Consider the following 20,395-nt stretch of genomic DNA (forward strand, 5'->3'; position numbering starts at 1 on the left):
TGTACTCACTTTGGAGGTATCTCGATGGCACGTATCAAACGTGGCATTATGACGCACAAGCGTCACAAGAAGCTTTTGAATCAAGCCAAGGGTTTCCGCGGCAGCCGTTCACACAACTATAAAACCGCTCACGAAGCCGTGATGAAGGCCTTGGCCTATGCTTACCGCGACCGCCGCAACCGCAAACGCGATTTCCGACGCTTGTGGATCGTGCGGATCAACGCTGCTGCTCGCTTGAACGGTTTGAGCTATAGCAACTTGATCAATGGCTTGAACAAAGCTGGGATCTTAATCGATCGCCGCCAATTGGCCGACTTGGCTGTACGCGATGCTGCCGCTTTCACGGCAATTGTCGCGCAAGCCAAGCAAGCTTTGGCCTAGTTCAAGGCACGGTGCTGCGTGAGCGACCTCATTACCAGCACTGCCAATCATCACGTTAAATACCTGCGCTCGTTGGTGCGTTCCCGCAAGGATCGCCACAATGAGCGCAGGTTTGTTGTTGAAGGGGTGCGTTTAGTCGCCGAAGCGTTGCATGTTGGCCAACCAAGCGTGCTGCTGTATGTGGCTGAGCAATTGGCAAGCACTGAGCGCGGTCAGCAATTGCTCGATCAGCTGGCTCTATTGCCCAATGCGTTTGCAACAACTCCAGCAATTCTGGCTGGAATTAGCGATGTTGAAACGCCGCAAGGGATTATTGCTGCTGTGCCAATGCCTCAAATCAGCAGCCAACCAGCATCGTTAATTGTGATGCTCGATGGGGTGCAAGATCCTGGCAATGTTGGCACGTTGTTGCGCTCAGCAGAAGCAGCTGGCGTTGGCCAAGTGCTGTGTTTGCAAGGCACTGCCGATGTGTGGAGTCCCAAGGTTGTGCGCTCGGGTATGGGCGTGCACTTTCGCTTGCCCATCGTCGATGGCCTGCAATGGGAAGATGCTTTGCCCTTGATTGCGCATTGTCCGCAACGCTTTGCCGCGGTGCAAGCTTCGCCGCTGGCGTATGATCAGGCTGATCTGCGCCAACCAAGTGTGTTGATTATTGGCAATGAAGCAAATGGCGTTTCGAGCACAACCCTCAGCTATGCTAGCACTATTACCATCCCCATGCTTGGCGCGCTCGAATCGTTGAATGCTGCGGTTGCAGGCAGTGTGCTATTGTTCGAAGCCGCCCGACAACGCCGAGCAAAGTAAGAAGTCAAAAGTCAAAATCAAAAGCTCAATTAGTGTTGAAATCCAATTTCTATAGTCTTCAGTCAATGAAAGCCTAGGCTAATAGCCATACTTCCTCTGTGTTAAAAAACCACGAAGGTTAAGTTTTTTCGCCACGAATTGCACGAATTGCCCGAATACGTATTTTTAGCCACAGATCACACAGATTATTTTGATTCTTGTTCTAATCCCCAGCCCCCGATCCCTATGTTCTATGTTCTATGTTCTTATTTTGACTTCTGATTTTTGTCTTTAAAAAAAGCCCCTCGCCCGCCGAAGCGAGCAAGAGGCAACATTTAAGCTTGATGCAATTCGTTTAGAGCAAGAGCTTGAATGGATTTTGCAGCAAGTTCTTGAGTTCGACCAAGAACTGAGCAACGGTTGCGCCATCGGTTGCGCGGTGGTCGGCTGAAACCGTGAGATTCATCAAGTGCCGAATCACAATCTCGCCATCGCGGACAACTGGAGTGGCAATTGTGCTGCCAACGGCCAAGATTGCGCTTTGTGGTGGCGTGATAATAGCGATGAAGTTGGTTACATCGAACATCCCCAAGTTGCTGACAGTGAACGTGCCGCCTTGGAGATCGTCGAGGCCAGCTTTGCCTTCGCGGGTACGGCTAATTACATCGCGCATTTGGCTCGAGATTGCGCCGAGGCTCAAGCTATCGCAGTTGCGTACGACAGGAGCCAACAAGCCTGCATCGGTTGCTACGGCCACGCTGATGTGAACATCTTTGTGAACCAGCAACTTATCGCCAGCAAAGGTTGCATTGAGCGAAGGGAACTTCTTCAAGGCAATTGCACAGGCTTTGAGCAACAATTCGGTAACTGAAAGCTTGCCGCCGTGGGCTTCACGCAACTTGGGCAAGAGTTCTTGAATTGCATCCATTTCAATCGTTGACGTAACGAAGAATGGTGGCACTTGTTGTTGGCTTTCGACCATGCGCTTGGCAGCGGTTTGGCGTAAGCGTGAAAGTGGCTCTTCGCTGTAGACCGCGTTTGGTGCTGGTGGGGCAAAGACCAAGCCAACTGGTGCTGGCACTGGCGATGCGGCTGGTGCAGAAGGTGCAGCTTTTGGTTCGCTGGCAGCAGGTGCAGCAGCGGCGGCTGGCGCAGCTTTTGGTGCGCTGGCAGCGGCCAAGACATCGGCTTTGACAATCCGGCCATCAGGGCCTGAGCCTTTGAGGCCTGTCAAATTTACGCCGCGTTGTTCGGCCAAACCGCGAGCAGCTGGGGTTGCCACCAAGCGGCCTGTCGCTTCAGCAGGGGCGCTTTCAGCTGGCGCGGCCTCAACTTTTTCTGGTTGGGCGGCAACTGCTGGGGCGGTTGGGGCTGCTTCGGCACCTTCGCCAACTGCTGGAGCGTCGCTGGCTGGGGTGACGCTGGCGTTGGCTGCTTCCGATTCCTCGGCTTCGTCATCGCCTGAGCCATCGTCAATTTCGGCAATTGGCGCGCCGACGGGCACGGTATCGCCTTCGTTGACCAAGAACTTGATAATTTTGCCAGCCTCAAAAGCCTCGATTTCAATCGTGACCTTATCGGTTTCGACTTCAGCAATTGGTTCACCACGCGAAACTTCATCGCCTGGCTGTTTCAACCATTTGGCCAAAGTACCTTCGACCATATCGTAGCCCATTTTGGGCATTTCTAGTTTCTTCGCCATCGTGACCTCGTGTGTTGGTGGCTTGGCAGGAAGCTTGGAACTCGTGAAACCGTTTTCTTTAGCCGTCTGCCGAGCCACCTAACCTCAAACTACTGCTGCCGAATCTTTTGGGTCTTGCCTGCCAGCACATTCTTGACTGCTTGAATGACTGAATCGGCGTTTGGTACCACGTGGGCTTCCAAGTTTTTGGCATAAGGCATTGGCACTTCGTCAAAGCCTACGCGCCAAATTGGAGCGTCCAAGTGATCAAAGCCTTCGGTATACAAGCGAGCGGCAATTTCCGAGCCAACGCCAACTGAGGTCCACTCTTCGGTGGCAATCACAGCGCGGTTGGTTTTGCGGAAACTTTCCAAGACTGGCTCCATATCGAGCGGACGAATGGTGCGCAAGTCGACCAAGGCTGCGTCGATGCCTTCGCTGGCCAAGGTTTCAACTGCTTGTTGGCAATAAGGAATCATGCGGCCATAGCCCACGATCGTCACATCTTTGCCATCGCGCAACAAGTTCGATTTGCCAATCGGAACCGTATAGCTTTCCTCTGGCACTTCGCCCTTGATGTTGTAAATCCCAGTGTGTTCGATGAAAATCACGGGATCGGGATCTTCGATGGCAGCCTTCATCAAGCCTTTGGCATCGTATGGCGTGCCAGGCACAACCACTTTCAAGCCGGGCATGTAGGCATAGTAGTTATCGAAGGCTTGCGAGTGGGTGGCGCTCAATTGACCGTAGCCGTTGGGCATGCGGAAAACAATTGGGCAGGTAAATTGGCCACCGAACATATAGTGCAATTTAGCAGCGTGGTTGATAATCATATCGAGGGCCAAAATTGCAAAGTTGGTGGTCATCATTTCGACGACTGGGCGTAAGCCGTTCATGGCTGCGCCGATGCCTAAGCCAGCGTAGCCAGCTTCAGCAATGGGCATATCTTTGATGCGTTCGGGGCCAAACTCTTTTAAAAACCCTTTGGTCACACCGTAAGCGCTATCGTAGTGAACAACATCTTCACCAATGATAAACACCCGTGGATCGTTGGTCATTGCTTCGCGCAATGCTTGGCGCAAGGCTTCCGAGTAGGTTATAACGGGCATTGATATCTCCTTAGAGCGGCTTCGAGTAGATTTCGGTCCATGCTTCGCTCAGGTCTGGGGCAGGGCTTTCTTCGGCAAATTGCACCACTGCATCCATTTCCTTTTCAACTTCTTTATCGATTTGTTTGGCTTGTTTTTCAGTCAACAAGTTTTGATCGATCAGTTTTTGCTTGAGCAAAGCAATTGGGTCGCCTGAGCGCCGAGCGTTAATATCGTCGCGAGTACGATACATTTGGGGGTCGGCAGCTGAGTGACCACGCAGACGGTAGGTCATCGCTTCAAGGAAATAGGGGCCTTCGGTGCGAGCATGATTGACAGCGTGAAGGGCGCGGGCGCGCATTTCTTCAACATCGTTGCCATTGACCCGCTCGCCTGGCATAAATGGCGAAGCTTTTTTGTGAATTTCGGTAACCGAGGTATGTACGCTCAACGGCGTACCCATCGCGAATTCGTTGTTTTCGCAGAGGAAAACGATTGGCAATTTGTAGAGCGCTGCCATACTGACGGCTTCGTAGAATTCGCCGCCATTGGTTGCGCCATCGCCAAAGAAACACATGACAACGCCGTCTTGATCGGCTTCGCCAAGCACTTCGCGCTTGTATTTGATCGAGTAGGCAATGCCCATGGCTAACAGCAAGTGGGCACCAACGATGGCGTAACCGCCCCAGAAATTTTTATTTTTATCAGCAAAGTGCATTGAGCCGCCTTTGCCTTTACCGGTGCCAGTGCTGCGGCCAAACAATTCAGCCATCAAAGGTTTTGGTTCGAGGCCACGAGCAAGGGCGTGACCATGGTCGCGATAGTGAGTTACCAAGTGGTCTTGTGCTTTCAAGGCACCAATCGCACCAACCGCGACTGCTTCTTGCCCAACATATAAGTGCAAGAAGCCACCGATCCGAGCACGGGTGTACTGCTGCTGGCAATGTTCTTCAAACGAGCGAATCAGCACCATCGTGCGGTAATCGGCAAGTAAATCTTGCTTTTCCATCAAGGCTCCTTTATCGAGGGTTGCAGAAGAAGAAAAGCCATACCATGGCCGTTCTATCAACACGGATAGAACGTCTCTTAAATAGTAATTAAGGTGAATATTGTCGTCATTGACAGGGCCTTTTATACCATTGGCTATTATAGCATATCGCATTGCATGCCGTCAGATAGCTTTATTTTTAGACACAGTGCGTCATGGTGGAAGGCTGAAGGATGAATTATGAGGGATGAAGATAACCAGCATCCTAGTTTTGATCCACGAAGGACACGAAGAGCACGAAGGGCCGTAACCACGAAGAATCGAAACCACGAAGGACGCGAAGAACACGAAGGGAATGAGGCTGTTGGATGTTGATTTTTGGCGATAGAAACCACGAAGCAGAATTTTTTAGCCACAGATTGGCACAGATTTTTAGGATTATTGTTCCAATAGCCCAGAGCCAATAGCCCAGAGCCATCTGTTCTCTGCACCTCTGCGTTAACATACTGACCCCTGACACCTAGCCCCTGATCCGTATCCTATGTTCTATGTGTAATGGTTCATTGCTTTGGCAACCATGTTCCCTCACCCCCCAACCCCCTCTCCCACTGAACGCGGGCGAGGGGGAGCACGGGTTTTTAGCGACGGATTGCGCAAGAACCACGGCGTTAAAGCCCCTCGCCCGCCACGTGGGAGAGGGGTTGGGGTGAGGGAATCAGGCGGTGGTTAACCTGCTGACCCCTGAAACCTAGCCACTGATCCCTATATGCTTCATCCTTCATCCCTCATCCTTCATCCTTTCTCTGTTCTCTGCGCCTCTGTGTTAACATACTGACCCCTGACCTCTGATCTCTATACTATGTTCTATGTTCTATGTTCTATGCTCTTCATCCTTCATCCCTCATCCTTCATCCTTTATATTGTTGGCTTATCTTGTATAATGCTGATTGGCTGAAACTACTAGATACGATGAGGTAAAACGGCATGCGAGTACCGCTTTCGTGGTTACGCGAATTTGTTGATATAACGATGAGTCCTGAAGAATTGGCCGAGCGGCTCACGCGGGCGGGCTTGGAAGTTGCTAGCATTGATTATGTTGGGCTGCAAGCACCAACTGGCTCGGCTTGGGCCCCAGATTTGAGCAGCGCCACCCCGCCAGATTATATTCCGTGGGATCGCGAGACGATTTTCGTGGGCCAGATTGTTGATGTGCAGCCGCACCCCAACGCTGAACGCCTGAAGTTGCCCAAAATTGCCTATGGCGAAGGCCGCGAATTGACCGTGGTCACCGGCGCACCCAATATTGAATTTGGTATGAGCGGCCAAAAAGTGGTGCTCGCCACCAAAGGCGCACGCTTGCTCGATGGCCATAGCGAAACCCGCCAATGGCTAACGCTTAAACCAACCAAACTGCGCGGCGTGCCTTCCGAAGGCATGGTCTGCTCCGAGATGGAATTGGCGCTCTCCGACGAGCACGATGGCATTATCTTCTTGCCCGATGATGCGCCAGTTGGCACGCCCTTGGCCGATTACTGGGGTGATGCAGTCTTGGAAATCGAAACCACCCCGAATTATGCTCACACCTTGAGCATTCTGGGGGTGGCCCGCGAAGTTGCGGCCTTCACTGGTGGTGAATTGCGAATTCCTAGCTTCGATTTGCCAAGCAACGGCCCAGCCATCGCCGACAAAATTCAGGTCGAGATTGTCGATTCGAGCATTTGCCCACGCTTTGTTGCTGGCTTGATCGAAGGTGTGACAATTGCGCCTTCGCCATGGTGGATGCAACGCCGCTTGCGCTTAGCTGGCCAACGCCCAATCAACAACATTGCCGACATCACCAACTATGTGATGTTGGAGCTTGGCGAGCCAAGCCATGCCTTCGATGCCGACCAAGTTGCGCAAGGTCGCTTGATTATTCGGCCTGCTGCTGCTGGCGAAAAGCTCGAAACCCTCGATCATATTGTGCGCGAGTTGCGCCCAATCGATACGGTTGTGGCCGATCCAAACGGCCCATCGAGCTTGGCTGGGGTGATGGGTGGCGCAGCCTCGGAAATTAGCGACAGCACGGTTAATGTGTTGTATGAAGCGGCCTTGTGGAATCCAATTGCGATTCGACGCACCGCCCAGCATTTCAAACTCTTTTCCGAAGCCTCAAAGCGCTTCGAAAAGGGCGTTGACCCAACGCTACCACCACGGACAGCGATTCGCGGCTTGAACTTAATTCAGCAAATTGCTGGCGGCACGATTGCCAATGGCTTGGTTGATGTTTGCCCTGAGCCATTTACCCGTCGCGAAATTGAGCTAGCCTTGGGCGAAGTTAAGCGCATTTTGGGCATTGAGCTTACGCTAACCGAAGTGGCCAATTTGCTGAGCCGCTTAGGCTATGAATGCGCCGTGGTCGAATCGAGCCGTGGCCCAGCCTTACATGTGCTGGTGCCAGCCCATCGCACCGATGTTGAAATCGAAGCCGATTTGCTCGAAGATGTGGCGCGCATGTATGGCTACGATGAGATTCCCGAAGCGCTAATGGCCGATACCTTGCCAACCCAGCGCGCAAATCCATTGTTCGAAGCTACCGAACGTTTGCGCGATATGTTGGTTGCTGCGGGTTTAGATGAAGCAATTAGCTATTCGCTAAGCAACGAAACGCTACAAAACTCAATCTATGTAAGCGAAAATGGCGCAACTGCTGCCCAATTCGTGCGCTTGGAAAACCCATTAACGCCCGATCGCTCGGTGATGCGGCGTTCGATTTTGCCCGAATTGCTGAGCATCGTGGTTGGCGATTTGCGCGAACGCGAACGGGTTGCCTTATTTGAAATTGGCGCAGTATTTGAGCCAGTTGCTGGCCAACTGCTGCCCGACGAACCACGCAAGGTGGCACTGATTTTGGCTGGCACACGCCAAGCTAGCACCTGGAGCCAGCCCGAGCCAGAGGGCTTCGATTTCTTCGATCTCAAAGGTGTAATTGAAGAAGTGTTGCGTCGCCATGGCTTGCGCGAACGAGCCAGCTTCCAAGTGGCAAGCGACGAGCGTTTGCACCCAGGCCGCAGCGCCAAAATCGTCGTCGATGAGATTGAAATTGGCGTGTTTGGCGAATTGCACCCGTTGGTGCGTGATCGTTTTGGCTTTAGCGTGCAGCGGGTCTGTGTTGCCGAATTAAGCGTTGATCAACTGCTCAAGGTCAGTACGCCAACCAAGTATGCGAGCATCTCGCGCTTCCCCGCGACGGTGCAGGATTTAGCCTTGGTTGCCAACGACGAGCTAGCCGCCGACCTGATTGCCAAGACGATCAAGCAATATGGTGGCGAATTCTTAGAAGATGTGCGCTTGTTTGATGTCTACACAGGTACGCCAATTCCTGCTGGTCAGCGCAGTTTGGCCTTCCGTTTGCGCTTCCGCGCGCCCGACCGCACCTTGGCCGATAAAGATTTGCTCAAAACTCGCGAAAAGTTGCTCAAACAGCTTGAACGTGAGTTAGGCGTGCAAATTCGCAGCTAAACGTTGCAAAAGCCTCACTGCTCTCGCCAGCGGTGGGGCTTTTTGAGGCTAATGCCTAACATCAATTTGACACCAGCAATCCTCGCAGTATAATCTAGCCGATTGTTAATCCAAACAAGCGTGAGGGTTAAATACTGCTTGCTGGTTGCCACAACATTCCAGCCACACTCAACAACCTTCAATACCAACATATTCACGACTAATCCTACAAATAAAGCAGCTTATAAATAATTAATTTTCAAATTGTTGAAGCTTATTTGTGTTTAATGAAATAAAAACATCAAAGAATAATCTCTGGATTTGTTAATGAATTGTGCGCACAACTTTTGGTATATTCGGTATGCTCTTGGTGAGCTAAGTGAAAGAGTTATCTTGTAAAGGAGGGCTATGCCAAGCTTGCGTCAAATGCGGCTGATCTGCTGGCGAATCGGTTTTTGCCAACAGTAATCAAATTTGGGAGCTTGAAACCGAGCAACCATTGCATGAGCCACAATTTGCTGTCGCTGCCAGACGCTATTGGTATCGCGTGATTGGGCCGCGCTTGGCCCACTATCCGTTGCAACCAGCCCGTAATTATTCATTAAACGAAGCCTATTTGTGGCTCATGCAGCAAGCCTCAACTTAATGTGCTCAACGCTAAATCGAGCGCGGCGGCTAAATCGTTGGCCTCAGCAATGCCACCTTGGGCTTGTTGGGCGCTGCCGCCACCTTTGCCGCCAAATTCGGCAACAACTTGGCGCAAAAGCGCGCCACAATCAATGCCTTGACCAGCAAAGATTAATTGAGGTTTGCTTGCTGCCACGCCAAACAGGGCAACCCCGCCAGCTTGCGCCACCAAATTCGCCAATTGGCGCACGCTTTGCGGTTCGCGTTGCCAAATGTGAGCCACGACCTTGAGTTGGCCAATGGTTTGGGCCTCTTCCACCAACGCTTTGGCCTCGAATTCGAGCAATTGTTGCTCTGCTTGCTGTAACTGTTTGCGCAGTTGATGTTCTTGTTCGCGCAAACGCTCCACTGCTTGCTCTAATTGATTGGGGGCAACACTAAACCCAGCGGCAATGCGCCCAAGCATGGCATTCTTCCAACGCAAATCCTGCAAGGCTCGCCCACCACAGACAAATTCAATCCGTAGGCTATCGCCGCGCTTTTCGCTGCGCCGAATGTGAATCTGGCCAACTGCGCCAGTGGCGTTGGGGTGAGTTCCGCCACATGCCGAGTGATCAAAATCGCCTGCTGAAACAACCCGAATTGCGCCTGTAACCGTGGGTGCTTTGCGCAGGGCGATGCTGGCTAGCTCATCCTCGCTGACAATCCGTGTCAGGATTGGCAAATTTTGCCAGATGATCTGATTGGCCAAATCTTCGGCCTCGGCAAGTTGCTCAGGGCTGGCGGCGCTGGTCGTCAAATCAATCGTCACATACTCGGCGCTGAGGTGAAAGCCAACCGTGCGCCAATTGAACAGCTGATCAAATGCCGCCGAGAGCAAATGCTGGCCGTGGTGCTGCTGCATATGGTCAAAGCGCCGCTGCCAATCCAAGCGACATTCGACACTGGTTGCCTCGATTGGCTCAGCGAGTGTATGCCAAATTACATCCTGCTCATCAATTTGAACATCGACCACCGCCACCCCGTTAATCCAGCCATGGTCGGCGGGCTGGCCGCCAGCTTCGGGATAAAACGCGCTACGATCAAGCGCAACCCGTTGCTGATCGCGGGCAACAATTTGAGCTGACCATTCGCGCAAATAGGCATCGTGCCAATACAATCGTTCAGTGCTCATCAACAGCTCCTGCAAAACAGAATATGCTATGATAGATCAATCTGTGCAAAGGAGAAATGCCGATGACGAGTAAAGCTGCCGAGTATTACGCCAAAGAAACTGAGCGGGTCTGGAAGCTGGTTGGCGAGCATACCGAGGCCGATTTATATAAGCCGATTCGCAATGATGGCTGGAGCACATGGGACATTGTGGCCCATATTGCCATCACCTCGCGCCAAATGTTGCGTTTGGGCCAACAGCAGCAACAGCAAGCCCAAACAGGCGATAAAACCCCAATTTTTGCCCCCGATTTTGATGTTGATCGCATGAATATTGAGCAAGTTGAGGCTTGGCGTGGAAAAAGCTTTGCCGAAATTCGCCAGCACTGGGATAAAACTGGCAGCCAATTGGCCGATTATTGTGCTAGCTTGCAAGCAGCCGATTTAGCCTTGCCAGTAGAGTTTGTCAAAAAGCAGCACATGACGCTTGATGAACTATTAAATAGAATTGCACTGCATATTCGCTTACATCGCACCGAAATAGAAACGGGCTTTAGCTCGCTAGAATGAGGTTTCATGATTCTCGTTGATGCACACCTCGATTTGGCCTATAACGCAATTAACCTTGGCCGCGATTTGACCCAAACCGTCGATGTTGGTCGCCAACGCGCTGCCGAACATACGCCCGAATGGATTGCCGAGGCTGGCACGCTGACCACGACCTTGCCTGAAATTGGCTTGCACCAGCCGAGCATTGTGTGTGGCACGATTTTTATTTTGCCCGCCGATGCCCAAACCACGCTTGATGGCGTGGCCTACGCCACCCCCGACGAAGCCCATGACCAAGCGTGGGAGCAACTGAATTGGTATAAGCAGAAGTGTGCTGCTGGCCATTTACATTTTATCGACAACCAACAGGCGCTTGAGGCTGTCCAAGGTGGTGCTGGCTCGCTGCCTGGCTTGGTCTTGTTGATGGAAGGAGCCGATGGCTTGCGCACGCCTGCAGAGCTGATTGAGTGGCATGCTGCTGGCTTGCGTTGGCTTGGGCCTGCTTGGCAAGCAACTCGCTATGCTGGCGGCACGGGTCAGCCTGGCCCCTTCACTGCTGCTGGCTTGGAACTGCTTGGTTTGATGCAAGAGCTTGGGGTTGCGCTCGATGCGAGTCATCTGGCCGAGGAAAGTTTTTGGCAAGCACTTGATCGTTTTAACGGGCCAATCGCCGCCTCGCACTCCAATTGTCGCAACTTGTTGGCCAAAGCCGAGCACCAAGATCGCTACCTAAGCGATGCAATGATCAAGGCAATTATCGAGCGTGATGGCGTGATTGGGATTGCACTATATAACCGGATGTTGCGCGCCGATTGGGATGGCAGCAAAAACCATGTCAATTTGGAGCATGTGCTGGCGCAGATTGAGCATGTCTGCCAACTTGCAGGCAATAGCCGCCACGTAGCGCTTGGCTCCGACCTCGACGGCGGTTTTGGGGTGGAAATGATTCCAGCAGAAATTGATCGCTGGAGCGATTTGCCCAAAATTGGCCAGGCCTTGGCGGCGCGTGGCTGGCAAGAAACTGATATTGCCAACCTCATGGGCCAAAATTGGCTGCGCTGGTTCCAAACAATTTTGTAAAGCTAGCTGAGTGTTTCGAGCCACGAAGTCCACGAAGCGCACGAAGGACGGAAACCGCGAAGGATGCGAAGATCGCGAAATGTGGCTATGGGCTATAGGCTATGTGTATTGGTTCATTGGATTGGCAACGAGGAGCATGCCCTCACCCCCAGCCCCTCTCCCACTGAACGCGGGCGAGGGGAGCATTGTCCCGGTGGTTCCCCTCGCCTCGTTGGTGGGCAACCTTGACACTGTAGATAATGCGCACGCCTTCGCATGCATTGTCCTGGTGGTTCCCCCTCGCCTCGCTGGCGGGAGAGGGGGCTAGGGGGTGAGGGGATAATTCCATGGTTAACGCAGCGACCCAGTACATATAGCCTTCAGCCAATAGCCCAACTTCTCTGCGTTAAAGCTTTTTCTAGCCCCTAACTTTCATTTTGCCTTTTGCCTTCTGATTTCTGCCTTTTGCCTTGTTCTTCATCCCTCATCCTTATCTATGTTCTATAATAGGCCAACAACCAATCAATACGGAACTGGAGTAGACAACCATGACCACCTATAAGGATGCTGGCGTTGACATTGCAACCAAGATGGATGCAATCCAACAAATGGGAGCCGCGGTTAAGGCCACCCATACCCCAGCAGTGTTGGCCGGTTTAGGCGCGTTTGGCGGCTGTTTTGACCTTGCCCAGGTTAATACGCAGCATGCCCAACCAGTGTTGGTGGCCTCGACCGATGGCGTTGGCACCAAAACAGCGGTTGCCGCCGCCGTTGGCGATGTACGCACGATTGGTGCTGATTTAGTCAACCATTGTATTAATGATATTTTGTGCCAAGGCGCAACGCCACTCTTTTTTCTCGATTATATTGCGGCCTCAAAACTTGAGCCAGCCATGATTGTGGCGGCGGTTGAAGGGCTGGCTGGCGCTTGTCGCGAGGCAGGCATTGCCTTGCTTGGCGGCGAAACTGCCGAAATGCCAGGAGTTTATCACGATCGGGCCTTTGATGTAGCAGGCACCATTGTTGGCGTGGTTGATCGGGCCAATATGCTCGATGGGAGCGCGATCAAGCCTGGTGATGTGGCTATTGCGTTACCTTCAACTGGCTTGCACACCAACGGCTATTCGTTGGCGCGCAAGGTATGTGCTCCATTAGGTTATGCCAGTCAGCCAGCAATCTTGGCTGGGCAAAGCATTGGCGAGGCTTTGCTGGCTCCGCATCGGGCTTATTTGCACGAAGTTCAGGCTTTACGCAACGCTGGCGTGGCAATTCATGGCTTGGCGCATATTACTGGCGGCGGCATTTGGGATAATATTCCCCGCGTCTTGCCCGCCAATGTGACGGTGGAATTGGTGCGTGGCTCGTGGCATGTGCCTGCGATCTTTCAATTAATTGTCGAGCAAGCAGCGTTGGACGAGCACGAAGCCCATCATGTGCTCAACATGGGCTTGGGTATGATTCTGTTTATTGCCGCCGAGCAGGCTGAGCAAGCGCTGGCAACCATCAGCGATGCCCAACTAGTTGGTCGGGTTGTTGAGCAAACCAATCAGGCGCGAGTAGTGCTAGTAGATCGCTAGTAACTGTGCTATACTGCCAACCATAGTTTGCCAAGCGTGGTAGAAATTATGGTTGGCAAACGAAAGCTAGTTGTCATCTTCATCACTATCGCAGCCAAAACGGAAACGCTATAATGAGTCGTGAACCTCAGACCCAGACGATTGCTCGTGAGGTTGATGTCTACATCGCTGTCAGCCGTGGACGCGAATTATCGCGCGCCTTAGGCTTTGACGATGTTGATCGGACGCGAATTGAAATTGCGATTCTTGAACTGACGCGGAATATTTTGGCGCACGCTGAGCGTGGCAGCCTCACAGTTCGCGAAATCGAAGCCAACGAGCAACGTGGTATTGAAATCGAGGCAAGCGACAATGGACCAGGCATCGCAGATACAACTCTTGCCTTACGTGATGGCTATAGCACCAAGCAAACCCTTGGCACGGGATTGCCTGGGGTTAAACGGTTGATGGACGAATTCGAAATTGAATCCCAAGTGGGTGTTGGTACGGTCGTTCGAGCACGACGATGGCTTCCTCGTCGGCGTGAACGCGGAGGACTAAAATGAGATTAAACTGGAGCGCCCAAACGCGCAGCAAATATGGTCAATCGGTCTCTGGCGATGGCTATGCGGTAATCGAAAATCCAAATAGCACCTTAATTGCGGTGATCGATGGCCTTGGTGGGGGCGCTGAAGCAGCTAAACCAACCAAATTAGCCTTAGATGAATTACATCAACATTCAACTCGCCCACTCAAAGAATTGATCGAGCGTTGTCATAAAGCACTGCACGGCACGCGCGGCGCTGTCATCGGTCTCTTGCGCCTCGAATTCGACCACCTGCGCGCTAGCTATATTGGCGTAGGTAATATTGGTATTCATGTCATTAGCGATCGGGTAATTAAGCCTATTTCCAAAAATGGTATCCTCGGGCATAATCAATTACCTAGCTTGTTGGAAATGACCTATACCTTTAACATTGGTGATATTTTTGTGTTGTATAGCGATGGGATTTCGACCCGCATGATTACCGATTCGGCGTTGCATCATGCGATTGAAAACCCTGAATCCTTGGCGCTTGGCTTGATGGAACGCTATGGCAAAACCACCGATGATGTAACGATTTTAATTGCCCAAACCCAGTAATCTTGCCTCAGGCCGTGCCCAAAAGGATGCGCTATGCAGAAAACGTCTACGCCTCAATTGCGTCAATTTCTGATTGATAATGCTGAGCAAGTGATTGCGCGTTGGGTTCAACGATTGAGTAACGTTGTACCCAACCATGGCAGTCAATTTCCCTCGGTGCATGTCCGACGTTTATATGAGTTGCTGTTGACGTTACCTACAGAGCAAACCGACATCGAAGTGGCCTTGGTCGAGTTGGGCATCGAATGGCAAGCATTTGAATTAACTACCTTGATTCAGCTGAGTTTTCAATTGCGCCCAGCAATTGTTGATGTGCTGCAAACTCACAAACTGACGCGCTGGCAATCGTCAAGCGAGCTTGATCAATTGGTCGAGCGCTGTACGATTTTGCTGACCAACCACCACAACACGACCGTGCAAGCTGAATTGCGCGAACAGGTTGCCCAAGCAGAATATTTGCTCGATCATCAAGCTCAAATGGCTTCTGAATCCGATTATTTTGCTTTGCAAATGTCGACGCTGTATGAGCTTTCGCAAGCCATGAGCGCCTCGCTCGACCGTGAAATTCTCGAAGATATTGGCCCACGGATTCTTTCGGCGTTTACGGTTGAGCGCTGTGCGATTGTGTTGCGCATCGACGATGATACCTGGCTGATCGAACATGGCTGGGGTGATGCTTGGGCTGGGTTAACTGGCCAGCCACTTGATCCTAATGATTTGCCTGAAGCGCTTAAATTGGCGACTGCCCAAGGCATGGTGCAACTCCAACCAGTAATTGAGCCAGATAGTAGCTCGTGGATGGTTGCTGGCCAAGGCGCGCTGTTTGTGCCGCTGCGCCAAGAAAAGCATGTGCTTGGCTGTTTGGTGGCTCAAGGCTCAACTCTCATCGAACGCATCGACGATGTGATGATGAATCTTTGGCGTACTGTCGCCAACCAAGTTGTGGTGACGCTGCAAAATATTCGCTTGTATAGCACGGTGCAGCAATTGAACGCCGACCTCGAACGCAAGGTTGATGAACGCACCGCCGAGCTGAGCGAAGAACGCGACCGCCTCGAAGCAATTGCCGACATTGCCCGCGATATTTCAACCCTCGAAATTGATGTGTTGCTGAATCGGATTTTGCAGGCACTCGCCAACTTGACTGGCGTACACCATGGCTCGGTGATGCTGATCGATGCAGCAACTGGCTTGCTGGTTGATCGCGCGACCTTGGCTGGCATTTCGCATGTCCTTGGCTCGCGGCGCTTCCAAATTGGCGAAGGCTTGGTTGGCTGGATCGCCCAACATCGCCAGCCAGCCTTGGTTAATGATGTAACCAATGATGATCGTTGGGTTCAAGTCGATGCCTTTGGCCAAGAAGTTGGCAAAAATACTGGCTCGTTGGTTGGCATGCCGCTGATCGCTGGCGACGATATTGTGGGTGTGCTGATGCTCTCGCATCCAACGCCGCACTTTTTCAATCAAAGCCATATGCGCTTGCTCAAGGCGATTGCTGGCGAAATTGCCATTGCCATTTATAACGCGCAGCTGTACGAATATTTGGCCGAACGTACAATTAAGCTTTCGACCATGTTGCGCCATCAAGAAGAAGTTTCGAGCCAGAATAACGCTATTTTGCAATCGCTCAACGATGCAGTAATTGTGTTCAATCTTGATCGGAATATTATTTTGGCCAACGCTGCCGCCGAATCGATTCTTGATCGGCCACTTGATGAGTTGGTGACGCAGAGCTTCGATGAGTTGCTTGAATCGTTGCAGATCAAATTGCCAGGCGATCCGCTGGGCATGGTGTTGAGCAATCCCGATTCAGCCCAAACCCAAGATATTATCATCAAGCGCGGAACCCAATCGATTAGCGTGACCTTGGTTCCGGTGATGACTGAACGCGGTGAGTTGCTGGGGGCCTGTTTGATTGGCCGCGATATTACTCGCGAAGTCGAATCGGATCGCTTGAAAACTGAATTTATTGGCACGGTTTCGCACGAGTTGCGCACACCAATGACCTCGATCAAAGGCTATACCCAATTGCTGGCCATGGGTTCGCTGGGCGAAGTAAACCCAACCCAAAAGGAATTTCTCAACACAATTGCCCACAACTCAGAGCGCATGATCGCGATCATCAACGATTTGCTCGATATTACCAAGATTGAAACTGGCAGCGTTGAGTTGCAATTGGCACGTTTGATGATTGCCGATGTGATGAGCAGCGTGGTTGGCAATGCCCGAGCTGAAATTAGCCAACGCCAGCAAGAATTCTCGCTGAGCCTCGCGCCCAACTTGCCAACGATTTGGAGCGATATGGAGCGGATTCGCCAAGTCGCCTCGAATGTGCTTTCGAACGCAATCAAATATACGCCCAATGGTGGCAAAATTAGCGTGCGGGCTTACGAAATTAATATCAACGATATTCCAACCAAGCAACGCGACGGCTTGCCAGTTGGGCGGCGCTATGTTGCCTTGGCTGTGAAGGACAGCGGCGTGGGTATCGATCCTAGCGAGCACGAAAAAGTGTTTGAGCGTTTCTATCGCACCGAAAACCCCTTGAAGATTGAGGCTGGCGGTACTGGCTTAGGGCTTTCGCTCGTCCGACCATTAATTCAATTGATGGGTGGGCGAATTTGGCTCGAAAGTGCGGTTAATCAAGGCTCAACCTTTACGTTTATTATGCCAGTAGCCGTTGATTAATCGTTGTTGAATGTGCTTGATTGAAAAACGTAGCTGCTGCGTAGGCTACGTTTTTTGCATCTTCTGGGCGAGCAACCTATAATCAAGCGACGAACAAGCATCCTCAAGGACCTTGCATGGAATGTCAAGACGTACGCCGCCAACTTGCGGCTGGAATTCGTCCGGCGGTACGCCCGCCAGAACGTGCTCAACTCGGTTTCCACATTGCCAATTGTGCCGATTGCTTTGCCCTGCTCGAAGTATTCAAAGTCGAAGAGCAGCGGCAATTATTAACGAGCCTGCTGGCTGAGCCGGTGGTGGCTACGCCAACGCCTAGCCAAGCGCATGCTAAATCAAGCAAACGGCGCTGGCCATTGGCAGTAGTTGCTATGCTTTTGGTGCTGGGTTTGGGCGGTGGTTGGTGGTGGTGGAGCACGCCGGAGCAAGTGGTTGGGGTGCAAACAGAGCTAAGCCCAACGCCGCAACCAGTGGTTGCTGGTGGTCTGGGCGAGCCAAACAGTCTGCCCATGATTCAGCCAAGCGCCACGCTCGCAGCAACCGCGCTACCGCAAGCAACTGCTACCATTCAAGCAAGCGCAACGCCCCAGCCAAGCAGCACCCCACGCCCAAGCGCCACCCCACGGCCTTTAGAGCAAATGACGATTGCCATTTTGGGCTTAGATCGCCGGCCTGGTGAGACGGAGCCAGCCCGTGCTGATGCCTTATTAATTTTGCATCTTAACCCAAGCAGCCAAAGCGCCGCTTTGGTTTCCTTGCCGCGCGATCTCTGGGTGGCCTTGCCACCAGAATATGGCTTTTCGGTCAAGCTCAATGCTGCCTATATGTATGGCGAGGGCGACAACAACGATGCCCAAGCTGGGGCGGAATTGGCTCGTCAAACGCTGAGCACAACGATTGGCCAGCCGATCGATGCAGTGATTGTTACCACCTTTGAAGAAATGATCACAATGGTCGATTTGATTGGTGGGATTGAGGTTGATGTTGCCAAGGAAATTTACGATTCGCGCTACCCAACCTTTGATTATGGCTATATGGAAGTGCACTTTTTGCCAGGCGTGCAACATATGGATGGGGCAACTGCATTAATCTATAGCCGCACCCGCCATGCAGACAACGATTTTGAGCGTGGCAAGCGCCAACAACAGGTGCTGCTAGCAATCTTTGCCCGTTTGCAACAGCTGATTCAAAGCAACGATAATGTTGCTACCATCGAATTAGTTAGCTCGTTGTACAATACCTTAGAATATACGAGCATCGATTTGCCAACGATTTTACGCTTGGTGTTGGCGCTCCAGAATTTCGAGCCAAGCACAATTCAGCGCGAATCGATTGATTTAAACTATGGCTATGAAACCAGCACCAGCGATGGCGCTTACATCATTCAGCCTGATTTGCCAGCCATTCAGGCCCGCATTGCCGAATTATTTAAGTAGATTATGCCAAGCATAATCCTAGCGATAGGCTAGCCGAGCTAGGCTATCTTGATAGCATATGAAACTGACACCACGTTTTGACCGCATCTTGCCACTCATCAGTTTGGTGGTTTTGGGCTTGATGGTGGTTTTTCTGCTCGAATCCAACCCCGATTATCCCTTGGTTGCGCGCATTAGCAACGACCTACCAGTGATTTCGGTGGCGTGGTTTATTATCGCCTTGCTGGTGATTATCATTAGCACTGGGGCCGATTTATTGGCCAAAGCCCACCCTGCCTTGGAGCATCGCGAACTCTTGCGTTTGCCAGGCCCGCTGAGCAAAATCGAAATTGTGCCCTTGTTTTGGGTCTTGCCATCGGCGGTCGTGGTTGGCTCGTTTGCCTTCTTTCGGCTGTTTCAAGAAACCTTGCAAGGCACAGCTTTTATTTTGGTCTTGATCGTCTGTGGTGGCTTGCTGCTTGGCACCTTGGTCGCCCAACACTATGTGCTCGATCGTGATACTGAAGTGCGCGACAAAGCGCGGATTGGCCTGCAAGCGGTGGCCTATCTGGTAGCGTTTGGGATGTTCAGCGCGATTGCCAATGCTCACTATCGCATGATTTTCACTGGCATTTTGGCATTTAGCGCCAGTGTGCCCTTAGCCTATCGCCTTTTAGCCCGCAACGTCAACGATCATCAACGGCCCTTATCATTGGCCCTAACTGTGGTTGGCGTAGTTATTGCTGAAGCAGCGGCGATGCTTAGCTTCTGGCCTGCGCCATTTTTGATTGTTGGCACGCTGCTGACGGCGCTATTTTATGTGATGATGAATCTGTTGCATCATGCCCAAGCTGGCACGCTCAATCGGCGCATTGGCTGGGAATTGGGGCTTGTTGGCGCAGTTGTGTTTGTGATTTTGACTGCAACAACCTTATGATGACCAAACTTGTTGCCTTTGATGATCATGGGCTGGCATTGGCCTTAGAGCGCTTCCATCAAGGCCAAATTCTCTGCTTTCCCACTGATACCGTTTATGGAATTGGTGGCTCGGCCTTAGATGAAGCGGCGCTTGGCCAAGTTTTTGCGGCCAAAGCGCGCCCAGCAACGGTAGCCTTGCCTGTGTTACTGGCCGATATTGGCGATCTGGCCAAAGTAGCGCACACTATTCCCGATTTGGCGTGGCGTTTGGCTGAAGCGTGGTGGCCAGGTGGCTTGACGCTTGTTCTGCCAGCACTCGCCAATCTGCCCAACATATTGACTGCTGATAAAGCCACAATTGCAGTGCGCGTGCCGAACCATGCTCAATTACGCAAGCTGATTGGCCAATTTGGCACGCCAATTGCCGGAACCAGCGCCAATCTGCATGGCCAGCCAACGCCAAGCACCGCCCAAGGGATTGCTGAACAATTAGCTGGGCGGGTACCATTGGTGCTTGATGGTGGAATCGCGACCGGCGACCAGCCTTCAACGATTGTTGATTTGAGTGGCGAGCGACCGAGCATTCTGCGCCATGGCGTAATTTCGGCGGCCCAACTCAGCCCTTGGTTGGAAGCCTAACCCGCTCAAGGGCTGATTCAGCGAATGCGCAGCGATGCTACAATATTTAGGCAATGGGGGCGGCATAGGCAGTCCATCAGTTAAAGCCAACGTGCCATGATGTCCTTTGGGTGCAAGTCCCAACGTCTCCACCAACCTCTTATTCCCCCTTTTTCGCCCAGTCTAAACCATCGAACCTAAGCTTTAGTGGTGGATTCGAGAGTGATCCATTTGCTAAAGCGCATATCTTTAATATTGGTTATTCTGGCTC

Annotated in this window: 17 protein-coding genes; 13 read left to right on the top strand and 4 right to left on the bottom strand. The window is 52.0% G+C overall.

Annotated features, from left to right (window positions below; all coding sequences use genetic code 11):
- Positions 1-24: 24 nt before the first annotated feature.
- Both rplT and ACFMKP_RS18480 read left to right on the top strand, forming a co-directional pair.
- On the top strand, positions 25-381 hold the full coding sequence (rplT, locus tag ACFMKP_RS18475; RefSeq protein ID WP_110513824.1) for a 50S ribosomal protein L20: 357 nt from the start codon (positions 25-27) through the stop codon (positions 379-381).
- Positions 382-399: 18 nt separating this feature from the next.
- A complete protein-coding gene (locus ACFMKP_RS18480) occupies positions 400-1,185 on the top strand; it encodes a TrmH family RNA methyltransferase (protein WP_382293919.1) in 786 nt (261 codons plus the stop codon).
- Between the two features lie 334 nt (positions 1,186-1,519).
- On the opposite strand, the gene ACFMKP_RS18485 is transcribed toward ACFMKP_RS18480, so the two are convergent.
- The 3 genes from ACFMKP_RS18485 to pdhA all read right to left on the bottom strand — a co-directional run bounded on the left by ACFMKP_RS18485 (position 1,520) and on the right by pdhA (position 4,942).
- Entirely contained in the window at positions 1,520-2,866 is a 1,347-nt protein-coding gene (locus ACFMKP_RS18485) for a dihydrolipoamide acetyltransferase family protein (RefSeq protein ID WP_382293921.1), read from the bottom strand.
- Positions 2,867-2,955: 89 nt separating this feature from the next.
- The gene (locus ACFMKP_RS18490; RefSeq protein ID WP_054535721.1) at positions 2,956-3,954 is read right to left on the bottom strand and encodes an alpha-ketoacid dehydrogenase subunit beta; all 999 of its coding nucleotides are present in this window, start codon (positions 3,952-3,954) and stop codon (positions 2,956-2,958) included.
- Positions 3,955-3,964: 10 nt separating this feature from the next.
- Positions 3,965-4,942: a pyruvate dehydrogenase (acetyl-transferring) E1 component subunit alpha gene (pdhA, locus tag ACFMKP_RS18495; RefSeq protein WP_054535722.1), complete on the bottom strand. Its 978-nt coding sequence runs from the start codon at positions 4,940-4,942 to the stop codon at positions 3,965-3,967.
- Positions 4,943-5,905: 963 nt separating this feature from the next.
- On the opposite strand from pdhA, the gene pheT reads away from it, so the two are divergent.
- Both pheT and ACFMKP_RS18505 read left to right on the top strand, forming a co-directional pair.
- Positions 5,906-8,422 carry a phenylalanine--tRNA ligase subunit beta gene (pheT, locus tag ACFMKP_RS18500; RefSeq protein WP_382293924.1) on the top strand — a complete coding sequence of 839 codons (2,517 nt, stop codon included), beginning with the start codon at positions 5,906-5,908 and terminating at the stop codon, positions 8,420-8,422.
- 478 nt (positions 8,423-8,900) lie between these two features.
- Positions 8,901-9,047 (top strand): hypothetical protein, encoded by a 147-nt coding sequence (locus ACFMKP_RS18505; RefSeq protein ID WP_382293926.1) that lies wholly within the window; start codon positions 8,901-8,903, stop codon positions 9,045-9,047.
- On the opposite strand, the gene ACFMKP_RS18510 is transcribed toward ACFMKP_RS18505, so the two are convergent.
- On the bottom strand, positions 9,039-10,202 hold the full coding sequence (locus ACFMKP_RS18510; RefSeq protein ID WP_382293928.1) for a DHHA1 domain-containing protein: 1,164 nt from the start codon (positions 10,200-10,202) through the stop codon (positions 9,039-9,041). The genes ACFMKP_RS18505 and ACFMKP_RS18510 overlap by 9 nt on opposite strands.
- 62 nt (positions 10,203-10,264) lie before the next feature.
- Here ACFMKP_RS18510 and ACFMKP_RS18515 point away from each other — a divergent pair, with 62 nt between their 5' ends.
- The 9 genes from ACFMKP_RS18515 (at position 10,265) to ACFMKP_RS18555 (ending at position 20,145) form a co-directional block, all read left to right on the top strand.
- Positions 10,265-10,750: a DinB family protein gene (locus tag ACFMKP_RS18515; RefSeq protein ID WP_382293930.1), complete on the top strand. Its 486-nt coding sequence runs from the start codon at positions 10,265-10,267 to the stop codon at positions 10,748-10,750.
- A 6-nt stretch (positions 10,751-10,756) separates the two neighbouring features.
- Positions 10,757-11,809 (top strand): dipeptidase, encoded by a 1,053-nt coding sequence (locus tag ACFMKP_RS18520; protein ID WP_382293932.1) that lies wholly within the window; start codon positions 10,757-10,759, stop codon positions 11,807-11,809.
- 527 nt (positions 11,810-12,336) lie between these two features.
- Positions 12,337-13,365: a phosphoribosylformylglycinamidine cyclo-ligase gene (gene purM, locus ACFMKP_RS18525; protein WP_382293934.1), complete on the top strand. Its 1,029-nt coding sequence runs from the start codon at positions 12,337-12,339 to the stop codon at positions 13,363-13,365.
- 113 nt (positions 13,366-13,478) lie between these two features.
- Positions 13,479-13,910, top strand: coding sequence for an anti-sigma regulatory factor (locus ACFMKP_RS18530; RefSeq protein WP_204753521.1), 432 nt, complete (start codon positions 13,479-13,481; stop codon positions 13,908-13,910).
- Positions 13,907-14,488 carry a SpoIIE family protein phosphatase gene (locus tag ACFMKP_RS18535; RefSeq protein ID WP_382293936.1) on the top strand — a complete coding sequence of 194 codons (582 nt, stop codon included), beginning with the start codon at positions 13,907-13,909 and terminating at the stop codon, positions 14,486-14,488. Before ACFMKP_RS18530 ends, ACFMKP_RS18535 begins: the two co-directional genes overlap by 4 nt.
- Positions 14,489-14,521: 33 nt before the next feature.
- Positions 14,522-17,176 carry a GAF domain-containing protein gene (locus tag ACFMKP_RS18540; protein ID WP_382293938.1) on the top strand — a complete coding sequence of 885 codons (2,655 nt, stop codon included), beginning with the start codon at positions 14,522-14,524 and terminating at the stop codon, positions 17,174-17,176.
- 116 nt (positions 17,177-17,292) lie between these two features.
- Complete coding sequence (locus ACFMKP_RS18545; RefSeq protein ID WP_382293940.1) at positions 17,293-18,609, top strand: LCP family protein; 1,317 nt, start codon at positions 17,293-17,295, stop codon at positions 18,607-18,609.
- Between the two features lie 58 nt (positions 18,610-18,667).
- Positions 18,668-19,525, top strand: coding sequence for a hypothetical protein (locus ACFMKP_RS18550; protein WP_382293942.1), 858 nt, complete (start codon positions 18,668-18,670; stop codon positions 19,523-19,525).
- On the top strand, positions 19,522-20,145 hold the full coding sequence (locus tag ACFMKP_RS18555; protein WP_382293944.1) for an L-threonylcarbamoyladenylate synthase: 624 nt from the start codon (positions 19,522-19,524) through the stop codon (positions 20,143-20,145). Before ACFMKP_RS18550 ends, ACFMKP_RS18555 begins: the two co-directional genes overlap by 4 nt.
- Positions 20,146-20,395: the final 250 nt, after the last annotated feature.

It is taken from the genome of Herpetosiphon sp. NSE202, from assembly GCF_042688385.1.
In the GTDB taxonomy this organism is placed as follows: domain Bacteria; phylum Chloroflexota; class Chloroflexia; order Chloroflexales; family Herpetosiphonaceae; genus Herpetosiphon.

Bases quoted from the DNA above. Each gene is read 5' to 3' on its own strand.
- rplT (WP_110513824.1), top strand. From the start codon at position 25: ATGGCACGTATCAAACGTGGCATTATGACGCACAAGCGTCACAAGAAG.
- ACFMKP_RS18485 (WP_382293921.1), bottom strand. From the start codon at position 2,866: ATGGCGAAGAAACTAGAAATGCCCAAAATGGGCTACGATATGGTCGAA.
- ACFMKP_RS18490 (WP_054535721.1), bottom strand. From the start codon at position 3,954: ATGCCCGTTATAACCTACTCGGAAGCCTTGCGCCAAGCATTGCGCGAA.
- pdhA (WP_054535722.1), bottom strand. From the start codon at position 4,942: ATGGAAAAGCAAGATTTACTTGCCGATTACCGCACGATGGTGCTGATT.
- pheT (WP_382293924.1), top strand. From the start codon at position 5,906: ATGCGAGTACCGCTTTCGTGGTTACGCGAATTTGTTGATATAACGATG.
- ACFMKP_RS18510 (WP_382293928.1), bottom strand. From the start codon at position 10,202: ATGAGCACTGAACGATTGTATTGGCACGATGCCTATTTGCGCGAATGG.
- ACFMKP_RS18515 (WP_382293930.1), top strand. From the start codon at position 10,265: ATGACGAGTAAAGCTGCCGAGTATTACGCCAAAGAAACTGAGCGGGTC.
- ACFMKP_RS18520 (WP_382293932.1), top strand. From the start codon at position 10,757: ATGATTCTCGTTGATGCACACCTCGATTTGGCCTATAACGCAATTAAC.
- purM (WP_382293934.1), top strand. From the start codon at position 12,337: ATGACCACCTATAAGGATGCTGGCGTTGACATTGCAACCAAGATGGAT.
- ACFMKP_RS18530 (WP_204753521.1), top strand. From the start codon at position 13,479: ATGAGTCGTGAACCTCAGACCCAGACGATTGCTCGTGAGGTTGATGTC.
- ACFMKP_RS18535 (WP_382293936.1), top strand. From the start codon at position 13,907: ATGAGATTAAACTGGAGCGCCCAAACGCGCAGCAAATATGGTCAATCG.
- ACFMKP_RS18540 (WP_382293938.1), top strand. From the start codon at position 14,522: ATGCAGAAAACGTCTACGCCTCAATTGCGTCAATTTCTGATTGATAAT.
- ACFMKP_RS18545 (WP_382293940.1), top strand. From the start codon at position 17,293: ATGGAATGTCAAGACGTACGCCGCCAACTTGCGGCTGGAATTCGTCCG.
- ACFMKP_RS18550 (WP_382293942.1), top strand. From the start codon at position 18,668: ATGAAACTGACACCACGTTTTGACCGCATCTTGCCACTCATCAGTTTG.
- ACFMKP_RS18555 (WP_382293944.1), top strand. From the start codon at position 19,522: ATGATGACCAAACTTGTTGCCTTTGATGATCATGGGCTGGCATTGGCC.